Consider the following 19,615-nt stretch of genomic DNA (forward strand, 5'->3'; position numbering starts at 1 on the left):
CATGCAGGAGACCCACCCGTCCGCCGGCATCACAATCCCCTTTCCTACGCCATCGCCCGAACCTTGACCGCGCAGACCTTGAACTCCGGTATGTTGGCCACCGGATCTATCGCGTTGTTGGTGAGCCGGTTCACCGCCGCCTCCTGGTAATGGAACGGGATAAAAACAACTCCCTCGTCGCACCTGTCGGAAACCTCGGCCATGACTTCGATGGACCCCCTGCGGCTCGTCACCTGGACCCTGTCACCGTGACCGATACCCAGTTTGTCCGCATCGGCCGGATTGATCTCGATGAACGCCTCGGGCGTCCTCGACACGAGGCCCTTGGACCGCCGGCTCATGGTGGCCGTGTGGTACTGGTACAGGATCCTTCCGGTCGTCAGGATATAGGGATACTCCTTGTCCGTCTGTTCCGCGGGCGGAATGTGCTCGCAGACCGAGAAGAGCCCCTTGCCCCTGGTAAACGCGACAGCATGGAGGATCGGCGTGCCCGGATGCTCCTTGGTGGGGCAGGGCCACTGGATGCCGACATTCTCGATGCGCTCATAGGTGATGCCCGCATAGGATGGCGTGACCTTGTTGATTTCATCGAATACCGCCTGCGCATTGGCGTATTTCCAGGGGGCTCCCATTTTACCGGCCAGAGCCGAGATGATTTCCCAATCAGGCTTTGCCTCACCCGGCGCGTTAACCGCCTTCCGAATGAGCTGGACCCTTCGCTCGGTATTGGAATAGGTGCCCTCCTTCTCGCCCCAGGCCGCGCTCGGCAGCACCACGTGCGCGTATGCGCTGGACTCGTTAAGGAATATGTCCTGGACGATTAAGAGCTCCAGGTTCTTCAACGCGTGTTCGAGGTGAGACATATTGGGATCCGACATCATTGGATTTTCGCCCATGACATAGAGAGCCTTGATTGTCCCTTTTGCCGCTCCGTCGATGACTTTCGGTATGGTAAGGCCCGGGGTTGAAGGAAGCTTCACGCCCCATGCATCCTCGCAGATTTTGCGCTCCTCGTCCACGTTCACCTTCTTGTACGCCGGCGTGTTGCCGGGCAGGCACCCCATGTCGCAGGCGCCCTGGACGTTGTTCTGGCCCCGTAGGGGGTTCACGCCCGTGCCGGGACGGCCGATTTGGCCGGTGATCATGGCGAGGTTCGCCAGGGACTTCACGTTGTCCGTGCCGTTGATATGCTGGGTGATACCCATGGCATACACGATGGCCGAGGCCGGCGACGTGGCGTAGAGCCGGGCCGCCTCTTTCAGGTCCTCCGCCGGGATTCCCGTGATCCCTTCGACGTAATCAGGCGTGTACTTCTTCACCACTTCCTTGACCGCCTCGAAATTCTCTGTCCGCTCGGCGACGAATTTCTCGTTGAGCAGGCCCTCGCTTATAATGACGTTCATGAGGCCGTTGATCCAGGCGACATCAGTGCCGGGCTTCTGGCGTATCCATACCGTCGCGAATTTCGCCAGCTCTATTTCCCGGGGGTCGGCAAGTATGAGCTTCGCCCCGCGCTGTGTCACGGCGCGCTTGATAAAATTCGAGATAACAGGGTGGTTTTCCGTCGTGTTCGTCCCCGTTATCAGGAAACAGTTTGATTCCTCCATGTCGGCAATTGAGTTCGTCATTGCTCCGGAACCGAATGCGGTGGCCAGACCGGCCACAGTGGAGCTGTGTCAAAGCCGGGCGCAGTGATCGACGTTATTGGTCCCGATCACCGCGCGCATGAATTTCTGAAAGAGGTAATTCTCTTCATTGGTGCACCGCGCCGACGAGAAGCCGGCGATGGCGTCCGGGCCGTGCTTGGCCTTGATGGCTGAAAGCTTGTCCGCGACATATCCCATGGCCTCGTCCCAGGAGGCTTCCCTGAGCTCGCCGTTGTCCCTGATCATCGGCTTCTTCAGCCTGTCGGGATGGCCCACGAAATCGTATCCGAAACGGCCCTTGATGCAGAGGCTGCCGTTGTTGGGGGGCGGCGCCGTCTCCCGGGGCGTCGTGATCTTCACGATATTGTTGCCCTTGATATTGATGTCCATCTGGCACCCCACGCCGCAGTAACCGCAGGTGGTCCTGACCTTTTCCAGGTCTCTCTCCCTTCCCATGAAGCGCCCCTGCTTCTCGTAGATCGCCCCCACGGGGCAGACCCTCATGCATTCGCCGCAGAAGACGCAGGATGAGTTTTCATAGGCTTGGCCGAAGGCCGGGCCGACCATGGCGGTGGGGCCCCGGCCGGTGTAATCGAGGACCTGGTTGACCTGTATCTCGTTGCAGGCGCGGACGCAGAGGCCGCAGAGCACGCACTTGTTCATGTCCCGGACGATCATCTCGTTCGCCTGCTCGACCTCTCTCATCTCCTCGGGGCCCTCGAACCGCGGGGTCTCGATGCCCAGGGAATAGGCGAGGTCCTGGAGAACGCAGGCGCCGTTTCTCTCGCAGGTGATGCAGTTGTGGTGCCCCTGCTTCAGGAGAAGCTCCACCACTATCTTACGGGCGTCGAGGACGCGCTTCGTGGCGGTGTGCACGACCATGCCGTTGTCGGCGGGAGCGGCGCAGGAAGCGACCAGGGACCTGGCCTTCTCCACCTCCACGACGCAGACCCTGCAGGCGCCCACCGGCTTTATCTGATCATGGTGGCAGAGCACGGGGATATGGATCCCGTTTTCCTTCGCCACTTCATATATCGTCTGGCCTTGTCTGAACTCGCATTTTTTGCCATCAATGACCAGTTCCATAGTTTCCTCCATTAATTACTAGTATCATAAAAGACATCCCCGGTTTATCCGCACCAACTCTGTTCCGGGTCCTGCCTGTTTCCGCTCTTGAAACACGCCGGCGGGATGCTATTCCCCGCCGTCACAACGCATGCACCTGCATGCCTCCTTGCACGCTGCGTCCTTCGAATATCCCAGCTCCACCTCGACGAAGCTCGCGATCCTCTTCCCCGCTTCCAGCTCGGGCATGGCGGCCCTGGGGGTTACCACGGCCTCGTCCACCTCGAAGGGGATATCGATGACTTCCTCAGCGGGCGCCTTGTACGCCGGCTCGTTGTTCTTCTTCCTGATGTCGGCATCGATATCTTCGGCGACCCTGTGCCCCATGCCGATGGCCTCGACAACCGTAGCGGGTCCGGAGGCCGCGTCGCCGATGACGTAGACGCCGTCCGCCGTGGTCCTGTTCTTGGTCTTGGCGGCCAGCTGGATCGCGCCGTACTTGTTCTTCTTCACGTCCGAATCATCGGGAATGAACGACGCGTCGGTTGACTGCGAGATCGCCGGTATGATGGTATCGACGGCGAGGGTATACTCGCTGCCGGGTATGGCAACGGGCTTGCGCCTGCCTGACCGGTCGAATTCGCCGAGCTTCATCCTCTGGCACACGACTCCCTTGAGCTTGCCCTTTTCGCCGGTAAGCTTCACGGGCGCCACGAGGTATTCGATCTTCACGCCCTCGTGCTCCGCCGCCACGATCTCGTTTTCCCAGGCCGGCATGTCCTTCCGCTCCCTGCGGTAGAGGACGGTGACGTTCTTCGCGCCGAGCCTGACGGCGGTCCTGGCGGCGTCGATGGCGGAATTGCCGCCGCCGATGATGGCCACGTTGGAGCCGACCTTCACGTTCTTGCCCAGGTTGACTTCCCTGAGGAACTCGGTGGCTCCCCAGACGCCGTTGAGGTCTTCGCCCTCGATCTCGAGCTTCCAGCTCGTGTGGGCACCGCAGGCGATGAGAACGACGTCGTAGTCCTTCTTGATCTTGTCGTATTTAATATCCTTGCCGACCCTGGTCTTCGTTTTGATCTCGACGCCGAGGTCTTCGATATCCTTCACTTCTTCTTCAATGATGTTTCTCGGGAGCCGGTATTCGGGGATCGCGTAGCGCATCATGCCGCCTGCGTGGGGAAGCTCCTCGAACACGGTGACCTTGTAGCCACGGATGGCCAGATCCTTCGCCGCGGTGAGGCCCGCCGGGCCTGCGCCGATGACGGCGATCTTCTGCTTCCGGGTGACCGGCGACGGTGCCACCTTGGGCTTCGTGCCGTTGTCCGCGATGTAGCGCTTGAGCCACGCGATGGCCATCGGGTCATCGAGCTGGCCCCTGCGGCACTTGTTCGCGCAGAACTGCGGGCACACGCGGCCGCATATTCCGGGGAACGGGTTGGTCTTGAGCATGACCTTGTAGGCGTCATCCAGCCTGCCCGCCCGCAGAAGGGCAATGTACGCCGGAACATCCATCTCGATGGGGCACGCGTGCTGGCAGGGCGATTTGAACAGCCCGGAGCAGACGGCCGCGGCGCACTTCTTGTCGTATATGTGGGCTTCGTATTCGTGCCTGAAATAGCGAATGGTGGAGAGAACGGGATTCGGGGCGGTCTGGCCGAGTCCGCAGAGGGCCGAGTCCTTGATCATGGCGGCGAGCTCTTCCAGGAGCTCGATATCGCCATGCCTGCCCTCGCCGCGGCAGATCCTCTCGAGGATCTCCAGCATGCGCTTTGTTCCCTCGCGGCACGGCGTACACTTGCCGCACGATTCCTCCTGGCAGAACTCCATGAAGAATCGGGCCGTGTCGACCATACAGGTGTCCTCGTCCATGACGATGAGGCCGCCGGACCCCATGATCGCGCCGAGCTTGATGATCTCTTCATAATCGGTCGGGGTGTTGAGCGCTTCCGCCGGGATGCAGCCGCCGGAGGGGCCGCCGAGCTGGGCGGCCTTGTAGTTCTTGCCGTTCGGTATCCCGCCGCCGATATCGAAAATGATGTCTCCGATGGGGGTTCCCATGGGTACTTCCACCAGGCCGACGTTGCTGACCGCGCCGGTCAGCGCGAAGACTTTGGTTCCCTTGGAGCGCTCGGTGCCGATGGCCTCGTACCACGCGCCGCCGTTCATTATGATCTGAGGTATATTCGCGAAGGTCTCAACGTTGTTGAGAACCGACGGTTTCTTGAACAGGCCCTGGGTCGCCGGGAACGGGGGCCGAGGCCGCGGCATGCCGCGCTTTCCCTCGATGGATGACATGAGGGCGGTTTCCTCGCCGCACACAAAGGCGCCGGCGCCCTGGTACACCTCGATGTCGAGGCTGTAGTCGGTGCCGAGGATCTTGTCGCCGAGGAGGCCGTATTCCTTGGCCTGCCGGATGGCTATGTCGAGGCGCTTGATGGCCAGCGGATATTCGGCGCGGCAGTAGATATAGCCCTTGTTCGCGCCGATGGCGTAGCCGCCGATGATCATGCCCTCAAGGACGGCATGGGGGTCCGCCTCGAGAACGGAGCGATCCATGAATGCGCCGGGGTCGCCCTCGTCGGCGTTGCAGAGAATGTACTTGATATCGCCCGGCGACTTCCGGGCGAATCCCCATTTCATGCCGGTGGGAAAACCGCCGCCCCCTCTTCCCCGGAGGCCGGAGATCTTCACCTGCTCGATGACCTGGTCGGGGCTCATCTCGGTGAGCGCCTTGGCAGCGCCCTGGTATCCGTCGCGGGCAATGTACTCGTCGATCTTCTCCGCGTCGATGAGGCCCCTGTTCTTCAGGGCGATGAGCTTCTGCTTGCCGAAAAACGGGATCTCGAGCATGTGGGGTATGGCCTTCTCGGTCACGGGCTCCTTGTACATGAGCCTTACGACCGGCCTTCCCTTTATGATGTGCTCTTCTATTATTTCCTTGACGTCTTCAACTTTTACGTACTGGTAAAACGTTCCCTCCGGGTAGATCACCATGATGGGACCGGCCGCGCAGAAACCGTTGCAGCCCGTTTCCACCACCGCCACCTCCTCGGTGAGCTTTCTTGCCGTGATCTCCTGGACGACCGCCTGATGCACTGATTCGCTTGCGGATGCCCGGCAGCCGGTTCCGCCGCATACGAGTATATGAGCCCGAAAGATTTTCATTTACTTCCTCCCTTCCTGCTCCCTGCCCCTTGCAAGGACGAATTCTTCCTGTATCTCGCCTTTCAGGACATGGCGCCTGAATATCTGGCGAGCCTTGTTTTCCGTGAGATATTCATAAACAATCGGCTCCTTTCCCTGCACCTCCACGGTGGCAAGAGGCTCCCTGCTGCAGATCCCGATACAGCCCGATGTGGTAATAAGCACGTCGTTCGCGCTGGCTTCGCTGATTTCATTCATGAACGTGTCGAGGATGCCCTTGGCGCCGGAAGCGATGCCGCAGGTTCCCATGTGCACGGTCAGTTTCACGCGCTTATTGCCGGCGCGGAACTGATCTTCCTTCTCGACTTTTTCCTTTATCTTTTTTAGATCGCTTATGGTTATTTTTGGCATGTTGTCCTCCTATTTGTACTTGGACAGGACTTGTTCGAGCTTTGCCGTTTTCATCTGCCCGTGGGTATCGCTATCCACGACCACGGCCGGGGCGAGACCGCAGGCTCCCAGGCACCGCACCGTTTCCAGGGAGAAATTCCTGTCCTCGGTGCATTCTCCCGGTCCTATGCCGAGTTTCTCCGATATGGCCTCAAGCAGCTTCTGGCCGCCGCGGACGTAGCACGCCGTGCCGAGGCAGATCCTGACCACATGCTTGCCCCTTGGCACCATGGTGAAGAACGAGTAAAAGGTCACCACGCCGTACACGTTGGCCACGGGGAGATTCAAGCCCTTTGCCACCCTGGACTGCAGCGACATGGGCAGGTACCCGCACACATCCTGCACCTGCTCAAGAACCGGGATCAATGCGCCCGGTTTTGATTTATAGCTTTTAATGATTTCGTCGACTTTCGCGAGCTGTTCCGGTGAGAATTCTTCCAAACCTGAGTCTTTTTGATTAGTTGTTTTACCAGCCACGTCTACCTCCCGTAACTCTTTATGTATTTTCGAAGTTTATTGCGCGAGTCGTGGAAGCAACAATCAGGGGAATTGCCTCCTTTAACGGGAACGGTCACCATTAAGGTTACCCGATACTGGAAGTGCCGTACTTTTCAGAACGGCATTGCCGCCGCTCCCCGGGCATTCGACCCACCAGCCACTAATGATGCTTTCCGTATACGGACATGTATTATAGGCTCATGTCCAATTTAAGTCAACATTAAAAATAACGATGTAATTATCAATTAAAAAAACTGCTGACAAATAATTTATGCGGAAAACGTAAGGACTGCGGTCACACCGGGATCGATGCAGGCAAAAAAAAATATACGGGACAAGAAGAGATGGAAAGTAATAAATTTTGGGGATGGATTTTCACCATTTTTTGTTAGGATATCCGGGAATGCACCCCCTCTGTTATGTTGGCCCTTATCAATCCAATGACTTCCATGTTGTTCATGGGCACTCCATCGAGGCCTTCCCTGATTTCCCTGGTATCCAGGACATATTCGTACGATCCTTTTCTGTACGTGAAAAGGATGTCGATTTCAGGCTTTTCAAGTATCAGGGCGACCAGGGCCCCGGCGATATCGCCCAGGGGCTGCCGGTCGATATGATTGTACCTGAAGACAACGTCCAGCCGTGTTCCCTTTCCGGCCTCCGATTCGATGGAAAAGGACCCGTCGGTTTGAAGCGCGGCCTGCTTGAGCATGGGAAGCCCGAGGCCGATACGCCGGACCTTCTTTGTCGTATAAAACGGGTCAAGGGCCTTTTCGATCTCCGCGGGGGTCATCCCGCAGCCGTTGTCATATACCCCTATCGCCAGCCTGTCATTCTCCGGGTCTTCAACAACGACGATCTCGACAAGTCCCGCCCCGGCCCGGAGGGAATTCTGGGCGATATCAAGGATATGGAGAGCCAGCTCGATCATGTTTCCTCCAGGACCGTTCTGCCGCCGGTTTTTTTCAACGCCATCGCGATCTCGCCGAAGCTCGGGGCCTCAAGGAGCATTCGCGCGGGCGCCTTGCCGATGTCCTGGATGAAATGGGCGTCGGACGACGTTATGAACGTATAGGAATCCAGGTCGGGATACATTCTCCTGGCCTTCGCGACTCCCGTTCCGGCCGATATCTCCAGCGCGTCGAAGGCCGCGTCGGGAGGCAGGAAGCCCAGCTGGCCCAGCACCCCGAAGCTTTCGCGGTCTATGTGCGACGCTATCGCGACGCCCCCCAGCTCATGGACGCGCCCGACGATGTCCGCCAGGGGAATGTCGCTCGCCCCGATCAGCAGGTGGGGATTGAAGCCTTCGACCTCGCCGGCTTCGTTCACGATGGCCTGCACGCCGAAGACATCCTCGTCATTCTCGCCCCTCAGGTTGGCGTAGATCAGCTCCTGGAGAAGGCCGAGGACTTCGATGCTTTCGAAGAGCGCCACGACATGAACCTCCTCGCTGCTCGTCGCCTCCATCCCCGGCAGGACCAGAAGGGAGGTGCCGGCCGCCGCCTTTATCACATAACGGGCGTTTTCCGAAGCGCAGTGGTCGCATACGGCTATGATGTCAAGATTTTTTTCCAGCGCCGCCCGCACTATCGCCGAGGGATGCATGTCCAGCTCGGCGCAGGGGGAGAGGCATGTGTGGATATGAAGGTCGCAGGTGTAAATCCGCGCCATGGCCGTGCGGTCATGCTCCGCGCAACAGGCGGTATATTTCGCCGACGACCTCGAAGGCCGGCTGCGCGCTTACCAGCAGCACGACTCCCTCGGTCTCGGCCCGCTGGACCGTATCGGCGTCCGGCGAAGCGTTCTGGACAATGACGATCGCCGCAAGCTCCTTCAGGGCGGCGACGGCCACCGTGTTCTGGTGCACCTGCCTCGTGACCCAGATGTCCCCCTTTTTGCTGTTCCCCATTACGTCGCTCAAAAGGTCCCCGGCATACCCCCCGGTCACCGTTTCGCCGAGCCTGCTTTCTCCGCAGATAATCTTCAGCTTGAGTTTTTCCGCGATTGTCCCGATGTCCATCACAGCACTTCCGCTTATTCCTGGATTTTTATCATGCTCCTGATAATGGTTCCCTTCCCGATTTCCGATTCTATCTCAAAGGTATCGGAGAATTTTTTAATATTCGGCAGTCCCATTCCCGCGCCGAAACCCATTTCCCGCACCTTGTCATTGGCGGTTGTGAACCCTTCGAGAAGGGCGCTTTCGATATCGGGGATTCCCTCGCCCTGGTCACGCGCCTCAATGAAAATCGAGCCGTTTTCCACCTTCACCGAGATTATTCCCGTCACGGCGTAGGATACGATATTGACTTCAGCCTCAAAGGTGACAACCGCAGCCTTCCGCACGGCCTGTTCGGGAATGCCGCACTCTTTCAATAATTTCTTGATCCGGCTTGAAACAAGGCCCGCGTTGAAGTAATCCCCGCCCGTTACAGTGAAGCTTTCCCCGAAACCCTGTTTTTCCGCCATCATGATATCCCGATTACACTTCGCAGATGCAACCCCGCATCCCGGCATCGTAAAGGTGCCCGCATGACTCGAACATGATGTATTTTGTCCGTATTATAGGGATGTTGAGCTCCCGGGCGACTTCAATCGCCTGATCCTGGGGCGTTTTTCCGCGGCAAATGACGATCGCGGCGATATCAAGGGCGTATACGGTCCTGATCGATTGGGAGGTCGTCAGTCCGGTTATCAGCAGGCAGCCCGGACGGGCGAAAGCCAGCACGTCGCTCATCAAGTCCGCCGCGAAAGCGGTGGTCAGTTCCATGTTGAGCTTGTCATGGCCGACAAGGAACTCTCCGTTCAATACAATTCTAATTTCTTCAAGTGTCACGTTTTATTATTCCTCTCAGTCGAATGCCAGGGCATTCCAAACCGGCTCACGGGCCGTCGGCTGCTCTGCCTTCGGTTGATCTTGCCGGCATGGGCCCTTCTAGTGGACCGCCGCGATCAGTATGTCGCCCCGCCGTCATCGTAGATCTTGCGCAACAGTTTCTTGTCAACCGTGGAGCCATCGACGAAATGGTTCGGCTCCGCCCCGCAATAGGGGCAATTTGATTCGGGATCGGCAACCACTTCCCCGCAAATTCCGCAAACGATTTCCTTCATATCTGCATCTCCTCTCATCATAGAGAATTATTTGCGCTTTCTATAAATTCCGCTCAACGGAAGGATGCGGTGCATCCCGAAATCACGCCCTGCGCGGGCCGGGGAGGCTTCCTTCCACTGCGCCCGCCGCGATCAATCAGACCGGATCAATATCTTGATCCGCGTGTTTACATGAAATTTCGCCCCTTCAGGGAATGATCTGGTTTTTGTAGTCAGGGGCCGCATTACAGTGCACTGCAAAAAACAATTGGGCTCCGCCAAGCCCAATCAACCGCCGTCCGTCTGAGGAAAGGCCGTGTTGGAGTAAAGGTACTCGACCTTCTCCTTATGCTTCATTTCCTCGTTCGCCATTCTGTAAAGCATATCCTTCACATCGCCGGCCGGCTGGATGTCCGCAAGACCCTTGTAGAAATTATAGGAGTTCAATTCGCGGTGCGCCGCCACGAGATACACATCCTGACTGTGGATGTCCTTTTCTATATCCGGCTTATCCAGGTACTGGGCGATCTTGTAATCCACCACCTCGGTCATCCGCAGCGCGTTGGCCCCGACCTTGCCGGTCTTGTATGATACGAGGAATTCCTTGTGCTTTCGTTCTTCAGCAGCGAGGAACTTCAACGCGTCTTTGGCGACATCGTCCCGTACGGTCTTTTCCAGCCCCACGTAGAAATCGTATGCCTCTTCCTCCCTCGTGATGGCTTTATCGAGAACATTCTCCAGGCTGATATTCTGCATAGCGCTCCTCCATTTAAACGGTCGTGTCATGTAAAAAGGAATATGCTTACGCTCCGGCACCGGACCTTCCCGTTTGTCGGCCAGGCCGGCACTCTGAACAGTATAGCAGTAACCGCACCATCTGTATTTATTCAGATATAAAAATACAGTATAAAAGTCAACTTATTTTCACGAATTCAAACCGATGAAATGAGGCTGTCATAGCCATAAAAAAAGGTCCGCTTCCCGTCATTTCAAGAAATAGCCGGGGGCGGACCGATCACACATGCAGAACCTATTAAGGAAGGATGTCACTGTCGCAACTGATCTCTTTTTTCGTATCCCTCTGCTTTCAGAATATCTTCATTATCGATACGATATCATTTATGCTATATCATCTTACGCTTCAACGCGTAAGACCTTATCGGGCTGGGAGACTCCATTCACATAGGGGGGAAAGAGGCGTCCGTCATCTCCCAGCCCGGGTCTTTTCAATACCAATAATAAACTGATTTTTTTCGTTCCGGTCAATCACAAAGAGAGGCTAAAACTTGGTAGCAGAAATCAGGGGCGCCGGCATCACGGTTTCAATGAAGGCTGATAGCGGCTCGTGACATGAGATCATTTCATTCCGCACAGGGCCGCGGAAAGCAGACCGGAAAAAATTTATCGCCGATCAAGAAAAACAAACATGACGCCAATTATTTCTTGACACCATGGCACGCCATTTATAATCGGAACCATGAATACAATACTTGAAAAAGAATTCCTCACTCCCCATGTCTTCCGCATGAAAGTGGAAGCCCCGGAGATCGCGCGCAAGAGAAAGGCCGGGCAGTTCATCATCCTCCGCGTCAGCGAAGCCGGAGAGCGGATACCCCTGACGATTGCCGACGGGGACCCGAAAGCCGGCTGGATAGAACTCGTCGTGCAGGCCGTTGGCAAGACAACGCAGGAGCTGTCCAAGCTCGAGCCCGGCACCTCCCTCACGGACCTGGCAGGCCCGCTGGGAAGGCCGACGCACATCGAAAAACTCGGCACCGTTGTCATGGTCGGCGGCGGCATCGGCATCGCGCCGGCGCATCCGATCGCCCAGGCGATGAAGGCTGCCGGCAACCGGGTCATCTCGATCCTGGGCGGCCGCACGAAGGACCTTGTCATCATGGAGAACAAGATGCGGGCCGCGAGCGACGAGGTTATCATCACCACCGACGACGGCTCCTACGGCGCGAAGGGCCTTGTAACCGACGCCATCAAAAAGCTTGTCGCCGACGGCGTGAAGATCGACCTGGTCATCGCGATCGGCCCTCCCATCATGATGAAATTCGTAAGCCAGCTCACGAAGGAATACGGAATCCCCACACAGGTGAGCCTGAACACCATCATGGTGGACGGCACCGGCATGTGCGGCGGTTGCCGCGTCACCGTGGGCACGGAGTCCAAGTTCGTGTGCGTTGACGGTCCCGAGTTCGACGGGCATCTCGTTAATTTTGACGAGATGATACAGCGTCTCGGCATGTACCGGGAGCATGAAAAGGAATCGATCGACCACGGCTGTAAAATAGGGCTTGATAAATAATTTATTTATCTCGTTCCCATATCCAATCGAAGCCCCGCGGCTGAAATCCCCCCGGGGGAAATTCCGCCGCGGCAGCTTGAAGCGCCATTTAATTCAGTAACCCCCAGCCGGGGGACCGGGCGGGGCGGAGGAGCATTTAACCATATGGAAAAAAAAGAACTTACCAACAAAGAACGGCTCGCGCTGCCCCAGCAGAAGATGCCCGAACAGACCCCGGCGGAGCGGATCCGCAACGTCAACGAGGTGCCTCTCGGCTTCACCGAGGAAATGGCGATCGCCGAAGCGGAGCGCTGCCTCCAGTGCAAGAACGCTCCCTGCGTGAAAGGATGCCCGGTATCGGTTAACATCCCGACCTTCATCCAGCTCATCACCGAGAAGAAGTTCGGCGAAGCTGCGGCGGCCATCAAAGTAACCAACGTGCTTCCCGCCGTGTGCGGCAGGGTCTGCCCCCAGGAAGAGCAGTGCCAGAAGCCCTGCACCGTGGGCAAGAGCCTCAAGTCCGTGGATAAAGCGGTCCAGATCGGCAAGCTCGAGCGTTTCGTGGCCGACTGGGAGATGAGCCAGAAATCGATTGCTATCCCTGAAATAAAGAAGAGTACCGGCAAGAAAATCGCCGTAATAGGCTGCGGCCCCGCGGGCATTACCGTCGCTGCCGACTGCCGCCGCGAAGGCCATGACGTGACCATCTTCGAGGCCCTGCACAAGCCCGGCGGAGTATTGGCCTACGGAATCCCGGAATTCCGCCTTCCCAAGCGGATCGTGGGACGCGAGGTGGACAACCTCACCCGCATGGGCGTCAACGTGCGGATGAACATGGTCATCGGCAAGGTATATACCATCGACGAGCTCATGGCAGACGGATACGACGCCGTCTTCGTCGGCACCGGCGCCGGCCTCCCCATGTTCCTGAACATCCCGGGCGAGAACCTGAACGGCGTCTATTCAGCCAACGAATACCTCACCAGGGCCAACCTGATGCAGTCATATTCATTTCCGAACACGGATACCCCGATCCTGCGCGCGAAGAACGTCGCGGTCTTCGGCGGCGGCAACGTCGCCATGGACTCGGCGCGCACCGCCCTCCGGCTTGGCGCGGACAACGTATACCTCGTATACCGCCGCTCGAAGGAGGAGATGCCTGCCCGTAAAGAGGAAGTGCACCACGCCGAGGAAGAAGGCGTCAAGCTGAACCTGCTGCAGAACCCGGTCCGTTTCATCGGCAACGACAAGGGATGGGTCACCGGCGTCGAGTGCCTGCGCATGGAACTGGGAGAGCCTGACGACTCCGGCCGTCGGCGTCCCGTCGCGGTAAAGGGAAGCGAGTTCGTGATACCGGTCGAGGCCTGCATCGTGTCGATCGGGAACGCGTCGAACCCGCTCATACCCCACACGACGCCCGACATCAACGTCACCAAGTGGGGCAACATCATAGCCGACGAGGAGACCCTTAAGACCAGCAAGAAGGGGGTCTTCGCGGGAGGCGACATCGTCCTCGGCGCCGCCACGGTCATCCTCGCCATGGGACAGGGCCGCAAGGCCGCCCGGGCCATCAACGATTACCTGGCCACGGGAACGTGGTAAGTCGTCCCATCTCCTTTTTATTTTTATAGAAAAGGGCTTACCTTATTTTGGTAAGCCCTCACTGTTTACATGCATATCGGAAATGTTTTGTTCTTATTGATTACAGGTGAGCGTAGTTGTTTGTCCGGTAGTAACCGGTATGTTCGTGAACATCCAGCCCCCGGTATACCTTGTATCCATCACTCCTACATCATACGTGCCTGGAGCGACCCGGAATTTTTGTGACCCATATTGATAAATAATTCCCAAAAGCAAATCACTCCCCCAGGATGAGTTTGTTGATAGAGAAATTTTTACTAGGTCTATTTGATAACTTGAATTATTGTAGATACTAATCGTACTATTCATCGAGTCAGCAATTGACAACAGCAGCAATGTCTGGTCACTGTTGTCACTTTTTTTCTCAAAGCAAGCTAAGTTAAAAAGCGGCGACAGCACTGCCATGAGCAGAACAATAGAAAACTTTACGGTAATCCCCTTTATCATATTCACTTCCCCATTTTTTTAAAATTTTTTCTCTCTGACATTTTTTCATGCAAAAATTTTTTTTTGTCAAATAATAAAATGATAATTAAAAATAATACATGAAGGAAATAATCGCAAACCTGTTTTCCATGGTCTTTTTCATACTATCCCTATATTTCAATTCAAGGGCGAAGGTTTCACTTCCGAAACACTCCGCCATATCCTTGAGATATTATTGTTCTATCACCGCAAATATCTATTATAGCGCCATCATTATAAAGGTTATGATTTTACCATCGAACTGAAATCTGATGAGAGCTGGGATATTATAACTGATTATTAAACAGTTTATTTTTAGACAAAAAAAAGCCTGCTTCTTCAAGCAGGCTTTTTTCTATCTTTAATGGCCAAAAGTTTTCACCGCGACGCATAGAATTTCTTCACTTCCTCGTCTCTCAGAAGTATGACCAGGATCAACAAGGGATAGACAAGGCTTATGGTGACGGCAAATATCCATACCATGATACCGCCGATCCCGCCCGTTAGCACCATGTAAAGGGTCCTGACAACGGCAAGGCCGATCGATATGAAGGCATAATAGAGGTTCAGATGGAGGGCCACTGCCTTGTTCATCATGAGAAGGATCCCCGCCGCGAGGAGCAGGATGCCCAGGAGCGCTCCCGCAATCAGTATTATATTGTAAAAATCCCCCACGAACACATGCATAGAAGTCCAGAACCGCAGGCTGGACATGGCGAGCGCGCCAAAGACAATATCAAGTATTCCAAAAACAGTGGCCACCGTGGGCCTTGCGCCGGCGTTTGTCATTGATTCCTCCCAATGTCACTTCACGATTTTTTTAAGGTACGACCTGATCGAGGCCCTTTGCCCGGGATCGATCTTTTCAAAGGACTTTCCCTGCACGTCATGGATCTTCTGGCCTTCTTCGCTGATATTGACCGACATGAAGGATATCATCGCGAGCCTGTTCTCCACGCTCTTTTTCACGGTGTCCCTGTATTTCATTTCAAGGGCGAAGGCTTCCCTGTCGAAACACTCCGCCATGTCAGCGAGATATTTCATAGAGCGCGGATCCGTGCTCGTCAAATTGAGCGCCACGTCGATGCTGTACTCGCTCTCCCTGACCTCGGGCTTTATCCAGCCCGATACGGGCAGGCGCAGCTCGATGCTCTTCGCGTCTATGGCGCTTATATCCATGCTCGATGACGGGATCGAAAAGGATATGCTGATCTGTCCGTAATTGCTCCCTCCCTGCTTGTAGGTGCTGACGATCAGCACCAGGGTGCCGGACATGCCGATCAGCTTCTTTTCGCTTTCGAGGAGGGTATTGGCCTTTTTGAGCGCCGCAGCCGAATCCGCAAGGTCGCGGTCGGACACCTCTTTCATTTCCCTGTTCAGTATATTGATCGAAGTGCCGCCACCCAGGGACGCGGTCATGGTCAGCTTTTCCAGGGTGATGGACCGTGTATCATTTTTCCCGGTGCCGGGGTTCTTGAACCTGATATCGAGGTTCGCATTGCGGTGCTCCAGGAAGTATACCACGTCGTCGATGTACCGTGACGACGCCATGTTCTTCGGATCGATGGTCTCCGTCATCATGATCAGGTTGGCCAGTCCCGACTTGGTGATGCGCGGCTTTATCCATCCGCCCTTCGGGAGCCTGATCTGGATCGAGTCGATCTCAATGGTGGGATCGTTGATCATGACCATGATGGTCGTCGTGAGGTTGTAGAACCGGTTGCCGCTCGTCATGGCCGACGCTATGATCGTAAAGGTGCTGAAAAGGTTCTTCTCCACGAACCTGGAAAGGCGCTGGCTGAAGGCGTCATCGAGCTTTTCGCCAGCCACCTCGGCCTCGATCTCCACGGAATAGATGCCGTCTTCGGTCTTCTCGCCGAGCACCTTGTAGTTCTTCACATACCCTTCGGACTCGCTCAGGATCTTGCTGTAGGTCATCTCGAAGTTCTCGACCTTCGATTTGGCCTTTATGTACACGCCCACGGCCTTCTGCAGGGCGCTTTTAAAGGCCTCGGTGAGGGCGTCGCGCTTGGCCTTCGGCAGGTCGTTGTTCACGATAAGGGCTTCGCCCTTGCCCTTGTATTTCTTGGCGTCCTCGCCCATGGAAAGAGCGGGAAACAGAAGCGCCGCAACAAGAACAGCTGTCACGACAGACGCGATTCTTTTCATCTGTATCTCCTTTGACCAATCTCTCTGTTCGTATATCAAGACAAATAAATTTTAAGGCCCCTGTCCACTATTTTTCCTGTTGACAGGTTCCGGAATTGCTTCATATAAACGGAATTGTGTCAAAAAAATAAAGATGCATTCCCACATAGGGACTGCATCCATAAACAAGAAGGTTACCATGAACTACCACAACGCCGCATACCGCAACCTTGCGAAAAAATTCAGCCTCGAGGCGATGATCGGTCCTGATGAGAACGAATCCCTCCTGTCGGAGCTCCTCATCCACTGCTTCACCAAGGAGGAGGCGGAGCTGGCGGAGCACCTCCCCTTTTTCTACAAGACCCACTCCCTGGAGAAGGTGGCGCGCGCGGCCGGGAAAGATCCGGGAGATGTCAAGCCGCTCCTCGATTCGATGGTGGCCAAGGGACTCATCAGGGGCCGCGGCAACGGCTATGCCCTGCTGCCGATCCTGCCCGGCATGTTCGAGAATGTCCTGATGGACGGCCATGACACGCAGTGGCACCGCGAGTTCGCCCGCATTGCCAATAGATTGTACGAAACGGGGTACGTGAGGAAGTACCTGGAACACCCCACCCGGGTCGTGCGAAGCATCCCCCTGAACCTGGAACAAAACGCCGCCGGAACAGCCATAGACCCGGACCGGGTGGAGCAGATGATACGGTCCCACGACCTGATGGCGGTGCTCAACAACTGCCAGTGCCGCCATGCCCGGCACCTGGAAGGGACCGAGTGCCGGCGCGCAGGTCGCCTTGACGGGTGCCTTGCCTTCGGCGATATCGCCCGCATGTACATCGACCGGGGAGGCGCGCGCCAGGTCGACCGCGACTCCATGCGCTCCGTCGTGAAGGACCGCATAGCCATGAACCTGGTCTTCTTCGCCGGCAACGTCGCCGCCGGGAGCGCGAACCAGATCTGCACCTGCTGCGATTGCTGCTGCCACATGCTGGGGCAGATCATCGGCGTCGATCCGGGCCTCATCGTGAACACGCCGAAATACCGCGCCGTCGTGAACGAAGAGCGGTGCACAGACTGCGGAAAGTGCATAAAGCCGTGCAATCTCGGGGCCCACTCGATGGAAGGCAAGCGTCACAGCTACGACCCGGCCCGCTGCGTGGGCTGCGGACTATGCGTGAAGGCCTGTCCTTCAGCCGCCATCGACATGGTCGAAGCCGTCGGATACCGGGAGCCCGCGGCAAATTTCAAGCGCCTTGCCGTCAGGCTCGCCCCCGCGAAGATCCTGGCTCTGATAAAAGGAAAGATCGCGGGAAAATGAAAAGGACGCGGAGGATTCTCCCCGCGCCCCTTCATCGCCGGTATAACGCCGCTGCCGTAACCGCGGCGATCGGACTACCTTCTTCTCCTCCGGCGTCCCAGGGTGATGACGCCGAACAGGACAGCGCCCATGATCACCAGCTCCAGGCCCGATGACGGATAGGCCGCCTTTCCCATCGTCGAGGCGTTGGCTGCGCTGCCGCACCCGGCCCCGGAAGCTGCAAGGCCCGCCAATCCCAGGAGATTCCCGAGGCCGTCGTTCGAGGTCCCGCTTTCCGTGGAGGCAGTGCCATGAACAGTTTTCGCTGGAGCGCCTTCAATGCCATCCTCGGCGGCAGCCGCCGCGATTCCGTCAGATTCCTGGGCGCTCAGGGCAGCCAGCCATTTCCCCATGAGTGGATAGGCAACAGCGGAGGTCGCATAGCCGCAGACTACGTCAAGGTGGGCGGTATTCGGGAGCTGGTGCCATTCATCGAGACTGTGGGGCGTTTTTTTGCCGTATACGTCCCTGATGATCTCCTGGGCGTCCACCAGTGCCCCCCGGTCCGAGAAAAGAGAAAAGGCCGGCGAGGTGATCCGCGCCATGTTCGCGTCATCGTCGTAATAGTAATAGCCGTCATTGCCTCGGTCCGGCGTCGGGCCCTCGGCCAGGTCCTTGTTCTCCTCGCCGTTCCGCCAATCTTCCCGCATAACGTTGTGAAGCGAATTATCGCCGAACTCCGTGAGGGCCCGCAGGTAAGTGCTGGAGGCGCAATAGCGTCCGAAATAATCAGTCACATGTATATCGGTGTTCTCCGGTACCATTATATCCAGGAACCCGAAAAGATCCAGTTCCTTCATGTAGAGCCAGTCCGGATAAGAAGCATAAACCAGATGAAGGTAGTCGATCATACCGAAAATTGCCTCCATGGCCTCCCCGGCCAGCAGGGAGTTACCCAGAAGGGGATTGACAATGTTTGAAATGAGCCCGTCGAAATCGAGGTATACGGGGTATCCCGTGAGCTTCCAAATCGCGTAAAAATCTATCATCTTGGGCAGGGGGGGTATGCCACCCGGATCAAGGAGCAGAAGGCCCTTGACGTCGCGGTTCCGCTGTTTCGCAGTTTCAGGATCAGCTTTTACATGGGGGATATAATCGCCGCCTATCTCGCTTGCGTCAATGGTGATGCCCTGCATGAAATTATGGGAAACCCTGCCACCGGTGCTGTGCCCGCCGATGACCATGGCCTTGCCAGTTACAGACTTCACCAGCTTGACGCAGGCCGGGACATCCAGGGCGGCCCACACATCGAGGTTTGTGTACACGGAGCCTTTCTGGCTTTTGCAGTCGCCCCGGCCGACGCCCCGGTAATTGGCCAGCCAGGGATCATAGCCCTGGCTCCAGAGATAGTGGGCGATGCTGTAGTAAAGAAGGGGGTCTTCAGCTATATAAAGATCACCCTTGGCCCAGTCAGCCAGAGGTTCCGGCAGTTTCATGTCCTTGTAACTGGATTTACGTGCCTCCGGAGTTTGCATAAGAAACTGGTTCATATTGCAGACTATTCCTGGGAAGAGCAGGACCGGCATTCCCTTTTCATTGAATTGGGCATTTGTCGAAGGCCTGTATCGTCTCACTTTAAGGCTCATGCCATCGTCGGTAACAGCGGTATGGAGACCATCGGTTGTTGCTCCATGAAGCGGCACGACTACTGATATGGTCATGCATAGAGCTAAAAGAGATAACAGCAATTTACCCATACACATCCTCCTCTCCTTATCCTTTTATATTTAACAAATGGTATAATAAATCAGCACCTAATTAAGTCAAGAAAAAATCCGGCTGGACGGTCGTCAATAATTTGGACTAAAAACAACGCTT

At 56.4% G+C, this 19,615-nt stretch carries 18 protein-coding genes; 3 read left to right on the top strand and 15 right to left on the bottom strand.

Features of this window, described 5'->3' with window-relative positions; all coding sequences use genetic code 11:
- Positions 1–44: 44 nt before the first annotated feature.
- The 11 genes from fdhF to KA369_22940 all read right to left on the bottom strand — a co-directional run bounded on the left by fdhF (position 45) and on the right by KA369_22940 (position 10,682).
- Complete coding sequence (gene fdhF / locus KA369_22890) at positions 45–2,732, bottom strand: formate dehydrogenase subunit alpha (protein ID MBP7738836.1); 2,688 nt, start codon at positions 2,730–2,732, stop codon at positions 45–47.
- A gap of 108 nt (positions 2,733–2,840) precedes the next feature.
- Positions 2,841–5,879, bottom strand: coding sequence for an NADH-quinone oxidoreductase subunit NuoF (gene nuoF, locus KA369_22895; GenBank protein MBP7738837.1), 3,039 nt, complete (start codon positions 5,877–5,879; stop codon positions 2,841–2,843).
- Positions 5,880–6,269 (bottom strand): (2Fe-2S) ferredoxin domain-containing protein, encoded by a 390-nt coding sequence (locus KA369_22900; GenBank protein ID MBP7738838.1) that lies wholly within the window; start codon positions 6,267–6,269, stop codon positions 5,880–5,882.
- Between the two features lie 9 nt (positions 6,270–6,278).
- Entirely contained in the window at positions 6,279–6,749 is a 471-nt protein-coding gene (nuoE, locus tag KA369_22905) for an NADH-quinone oxidoreductase subunit NuoE (GenBank protein ID MBP7738839.1), read from the bottom strand.
- A 445-nt stretch (positions 6,750–7,194) separates the two neighbouring features.
- The gene (locus KA369_22910; GenBank protein ID MBP7738840.1) at positions 7,195–7,737 is read right to left on the bottom strand and encodes an ATP-binding protein; all 543 of its coding nucleotides are present in this window, start codon (positions 7,735–7,737) and stop codon (positions 7,195–7,197) included.
- Positions 7,734–8,477: a PHP domain-containing protein gene (locus KA369_22915; GenBank protein ID MBP7738841.1), complete on the bottom strand. Its 744-nt coding sequence runs from the start codon at positions 8,475–8,477 to the stop codon at positions 7,734–7,736. The genes KA369_22910 and KA369_22915 overlap by 4 nt, the downstream gene beginning before the upstream one ends.
- Before the next feature lie 10 nt (positions 8,478–8,487).
- A complete protein-coding gene (locus tag KA369_22920) occupies positions 8,488–8,826 on the bottom strand; it encodes a serine kinase (GenBank protein MBP7738842.1) in 339 nt (112 codons plus the stop codon).
- Positions 8,827–8,840: 14 nt separating this feature from the next.
- Positions 8,841–9,275: an ATP-binding protein gene (locus tag KA369_22925; GenBank protein ID MBP7738843.1), complete on the bottom strand. Its 435-nt coding sequence runs from the start codon at positions 9,273–9,275 to the stop codon at positions 8,841–8,843.
- A gap of 13 nt (positions 9,276–9,288) precedes the next feature.
- Positions 9,289–9,642: a hypothetical protein gene (locus KA369_22930; protein ID MBP7738844.1), complete on the bottom strand. Its 354-nt coding sequence runs from the start codon at positions 9,640–9,642 to the stop codon at positions 9,289–9,291.
- 116 nt (positions 9,643–9,758) lie between these two features.
- Entirely contained in the window at positions 9,759–9,917 is a 159-nt protein-coding gene (locus KA369_22935; GenBank protein MBP7738845.1) for a hypothetical protein, read from the bottom strand.
- A 267-nt stretch (positions 9,918–10,184) separates the two neighbouring features.
- Complete coding sequence (locus KA369_22940) at positions 10,185–10,682, bottom strand: ferritin family protein (GenBank protein MBP7738846.1); 498 nt, start codon at positions 10,680–10,682, stop codon at positions 10,185–10,187.
- A gap of 691 nt (positions 10,683–11,373) precedes the next feature.
- Here KA369_22940 and KA369_22945 point away from each other — a divergent pair.
- Together KA369_22945 and gltA are read left to right on the top strand one after the other, a co-directional pair.
- Complete coding sequence (locus KA369_22945) at positions 11,374–12,210, top strand: sulfide/dihydroorotate dehydrogenase-like FAD/NAD-binding protein (GenBank protein MBP7738847.1); 837 nt, start codon at positions 11,374–11,376, stop codon at positions 12,208–12,210.
- Positions 12,211–12,354: 144 nt separating this feature from the next.
- A complete protein-coding gene (gene gltA / locus KA369_22950) occupies positions 12,355–13,791 on the top strand; it encodes an NADPH-dependent glutamate synthase (GenBank protein ID MBP7738848.1) in 1,437 nt (478 codons plus the stop codon).
- 93 nt (positions 13,792–13,884) lie between these two features.
- On the opposite strand, the gene KA369_22955 is transcribed toward gltA, so the two are convergent.
- From KA369_22955 to KA369_22965, 3 genes are all read right to left on the bottom strand, one after another.
- The gene (locus tag KA369_22955) at positions 13,885–14,277 is read right to left on the bottom strand and encodes a hypothetical protein (protein MBP7738849.1); all 393 of its coding nucleotides are present in this window, start codon (positions 14,275–14,277) and stop codon (positions 13,885–13,887) included.
- A 396-nt stretch (positions 14,278–14,673) separates the two neighbouring features.
- Complete coding sequence (locus KA369_22960; GenBank protein MBP7738850.1) at positions 14,674–15,084, bottom strand: hypothetical protein; 411 nt, start codon at positions 15,082–15,084, stop codon at positions 14,674–14,676.
- A 15-nt stretch (positions 15,085–15,099) separates the two neighbouring features.
- On the bottom strand, positions 15,100–16,464 hold the full coding sequence (locus KA369_22965; GenBank protein MBP7738851.1) for a flagellar assembly protein T N-terminal domain-containing protein: 1,365 nt from the start codon (positions 16,462–16,464) through the stop codon (positions 15,100–15,102).
- A gap of 178 nt (positions 16,465–16,642) precedes the next feature.
- On the opposite strand from KA369_22965, the gene KA369_22970 reads away from it, so the two are divergent.
- On the top strand, positions 16,643–17,758 hold the full coding sequence (locus KA369_22970; protein MBP7738852.1) for a 4Fe-4S binding protein: 1,116 nt from the start codon (positions 16,643–16,645) through the stop codon (positions 17,756–17,758).
- 74 nt (positions 17,759–17,832) lie between these two features.
- On the opposite strand, the gene KA369_22975 is transcribed toward KA369_22970, so the two are convergent.
- Positions 17,833–19,494, bottom strand: a complete 1,662-nt coding sequence (locus KA369_22975; GenBank protein MBP7738853.1) for a hypothetical protein — start codon at positions 19,492–19,494, stop codon at positions 17,833–17,835.
- Positions 19,495–19,615 lie beyond the last annotated feature (121 nt).

The organism is Spirochaetota bacterium (assembly GCA_017999915.1).
In the GTDB taxonomy this organism is placed as follows: domain Bacteria; phylum Spirochaetota; class UBA4802; order UBA4802; family UBA5550; genus RBG-16-49-21.

What these genes read in the sequence shown, in the direction of transcription:
- KA369_22965 (MBP7738851.1), bottom strand. Translation starts at nt 16,464, where the DNA reads ATGAAAAGAATCGCGTCTGTCGTGACAGCTGTTCTTGTTGCGGCGCTT.
- gltA (MBP7738848.1), top strand. Translation starts at nt 12,355, where the DNA reads ATGGAAAAAAAAGAACTTACCAACAAAGAACGGCTCGCGCTGCCCCAG.
- nuoF (MBP7738837.1), bottom strand. Translation starts at nt 5,879, where the DNA reads ATGAAAATCTTTCGGGCTCATATACTCGTATGCGGCGGAACCGGCTGC.
- KA369_22915 (MBP7738841.1), bottom strand. Translation starts at nt 8,477, where the DNA reads ATGGCGCGGATTTACACCTGCGACCTTCATATCCACACATGCCTCTCC.
- KA369_22910 (MBP7738840.1), bottom strand. Translation starts at nt 7,737, where the DNA reads ATGATCGAGCTGGCTCTCCATATCCTTGATATCGCCCAGAATTCCCTC.
- KA369_22955 (MBP7738849.1), bottom strand. Translation starts at nt 14,277, where the DNA reads ATGATAAAGGGGATTACCGTAAAGTTTTCTATTGTTCTGCTCATGGCA.
- KA369_22975 (MBP7738853.1), bottom strand. Translation starts at nt 19,494, where the DNA reads ATGGGTAAATTGCTGTTATCTCTTTTAGCTCTATGCATGACCATATCA.
- KA369_22970 (MBP7738852.1), top strand. Translation starts at nt 16,643, where the DNA reads ATGAACTACCACAACGCCGCATACCGCAACCTTGCGAAAAAATTCAGC.
- KA369_22900 (MBP7738838.1), bottom strand. Translation starts at nt 6,269, where the DNA reads ATGCCAAAAATAACCATAAGCGATCTAAAAAAGATAAAGGAAAAAGTC.
- KA369_22935 (MBP7738845.1), bottom strand. Translation starts at nt 9,917, where the DNA reads ATGAAGGAAATCGTTTGCGGAATTTGCGGGGAAGTGGTTGCCGATCCC.
- KA369_22940 (MBP7738846.1), bottom strand. Translation starts at nt 10,682, where the DNA reads ATGACACGACCGTTTAAATGGAGGAGCGCTATGCAGAATATCAGCCTG.
- KA369_22925 (MBP7738843.1), bottom strand. Translation starts at nt 9,275, where the DNA reads ATGGCGGAAAAACAGGGTTTCGGGGAAAGCTTCACTGTAACGGGCGGG.
- KA369_22920 (MBP7738842.1), bottom strand. Translation starts at nt 8,826, where the DNA reads ATGGACATCGGGACAATCGCGGAAAAACTCAAGCTGAAGATTATCTGC.
- KA369_22945 (MBP7738847.1), top strand. Translation starts at nt 11,374, where the DNA reads ATGAATACAATACTTGAAAAAGAATTCCTCACTCCCCATGTCTTCCGC.
- KA369_22960 (MBP7738850.1), bottom strand. Translation starts at nt 15,084, where the DNA reads ATGACAAACGCCGGCGCAAGGCCCACGGTGGCCACTGTTTTTGGAATA.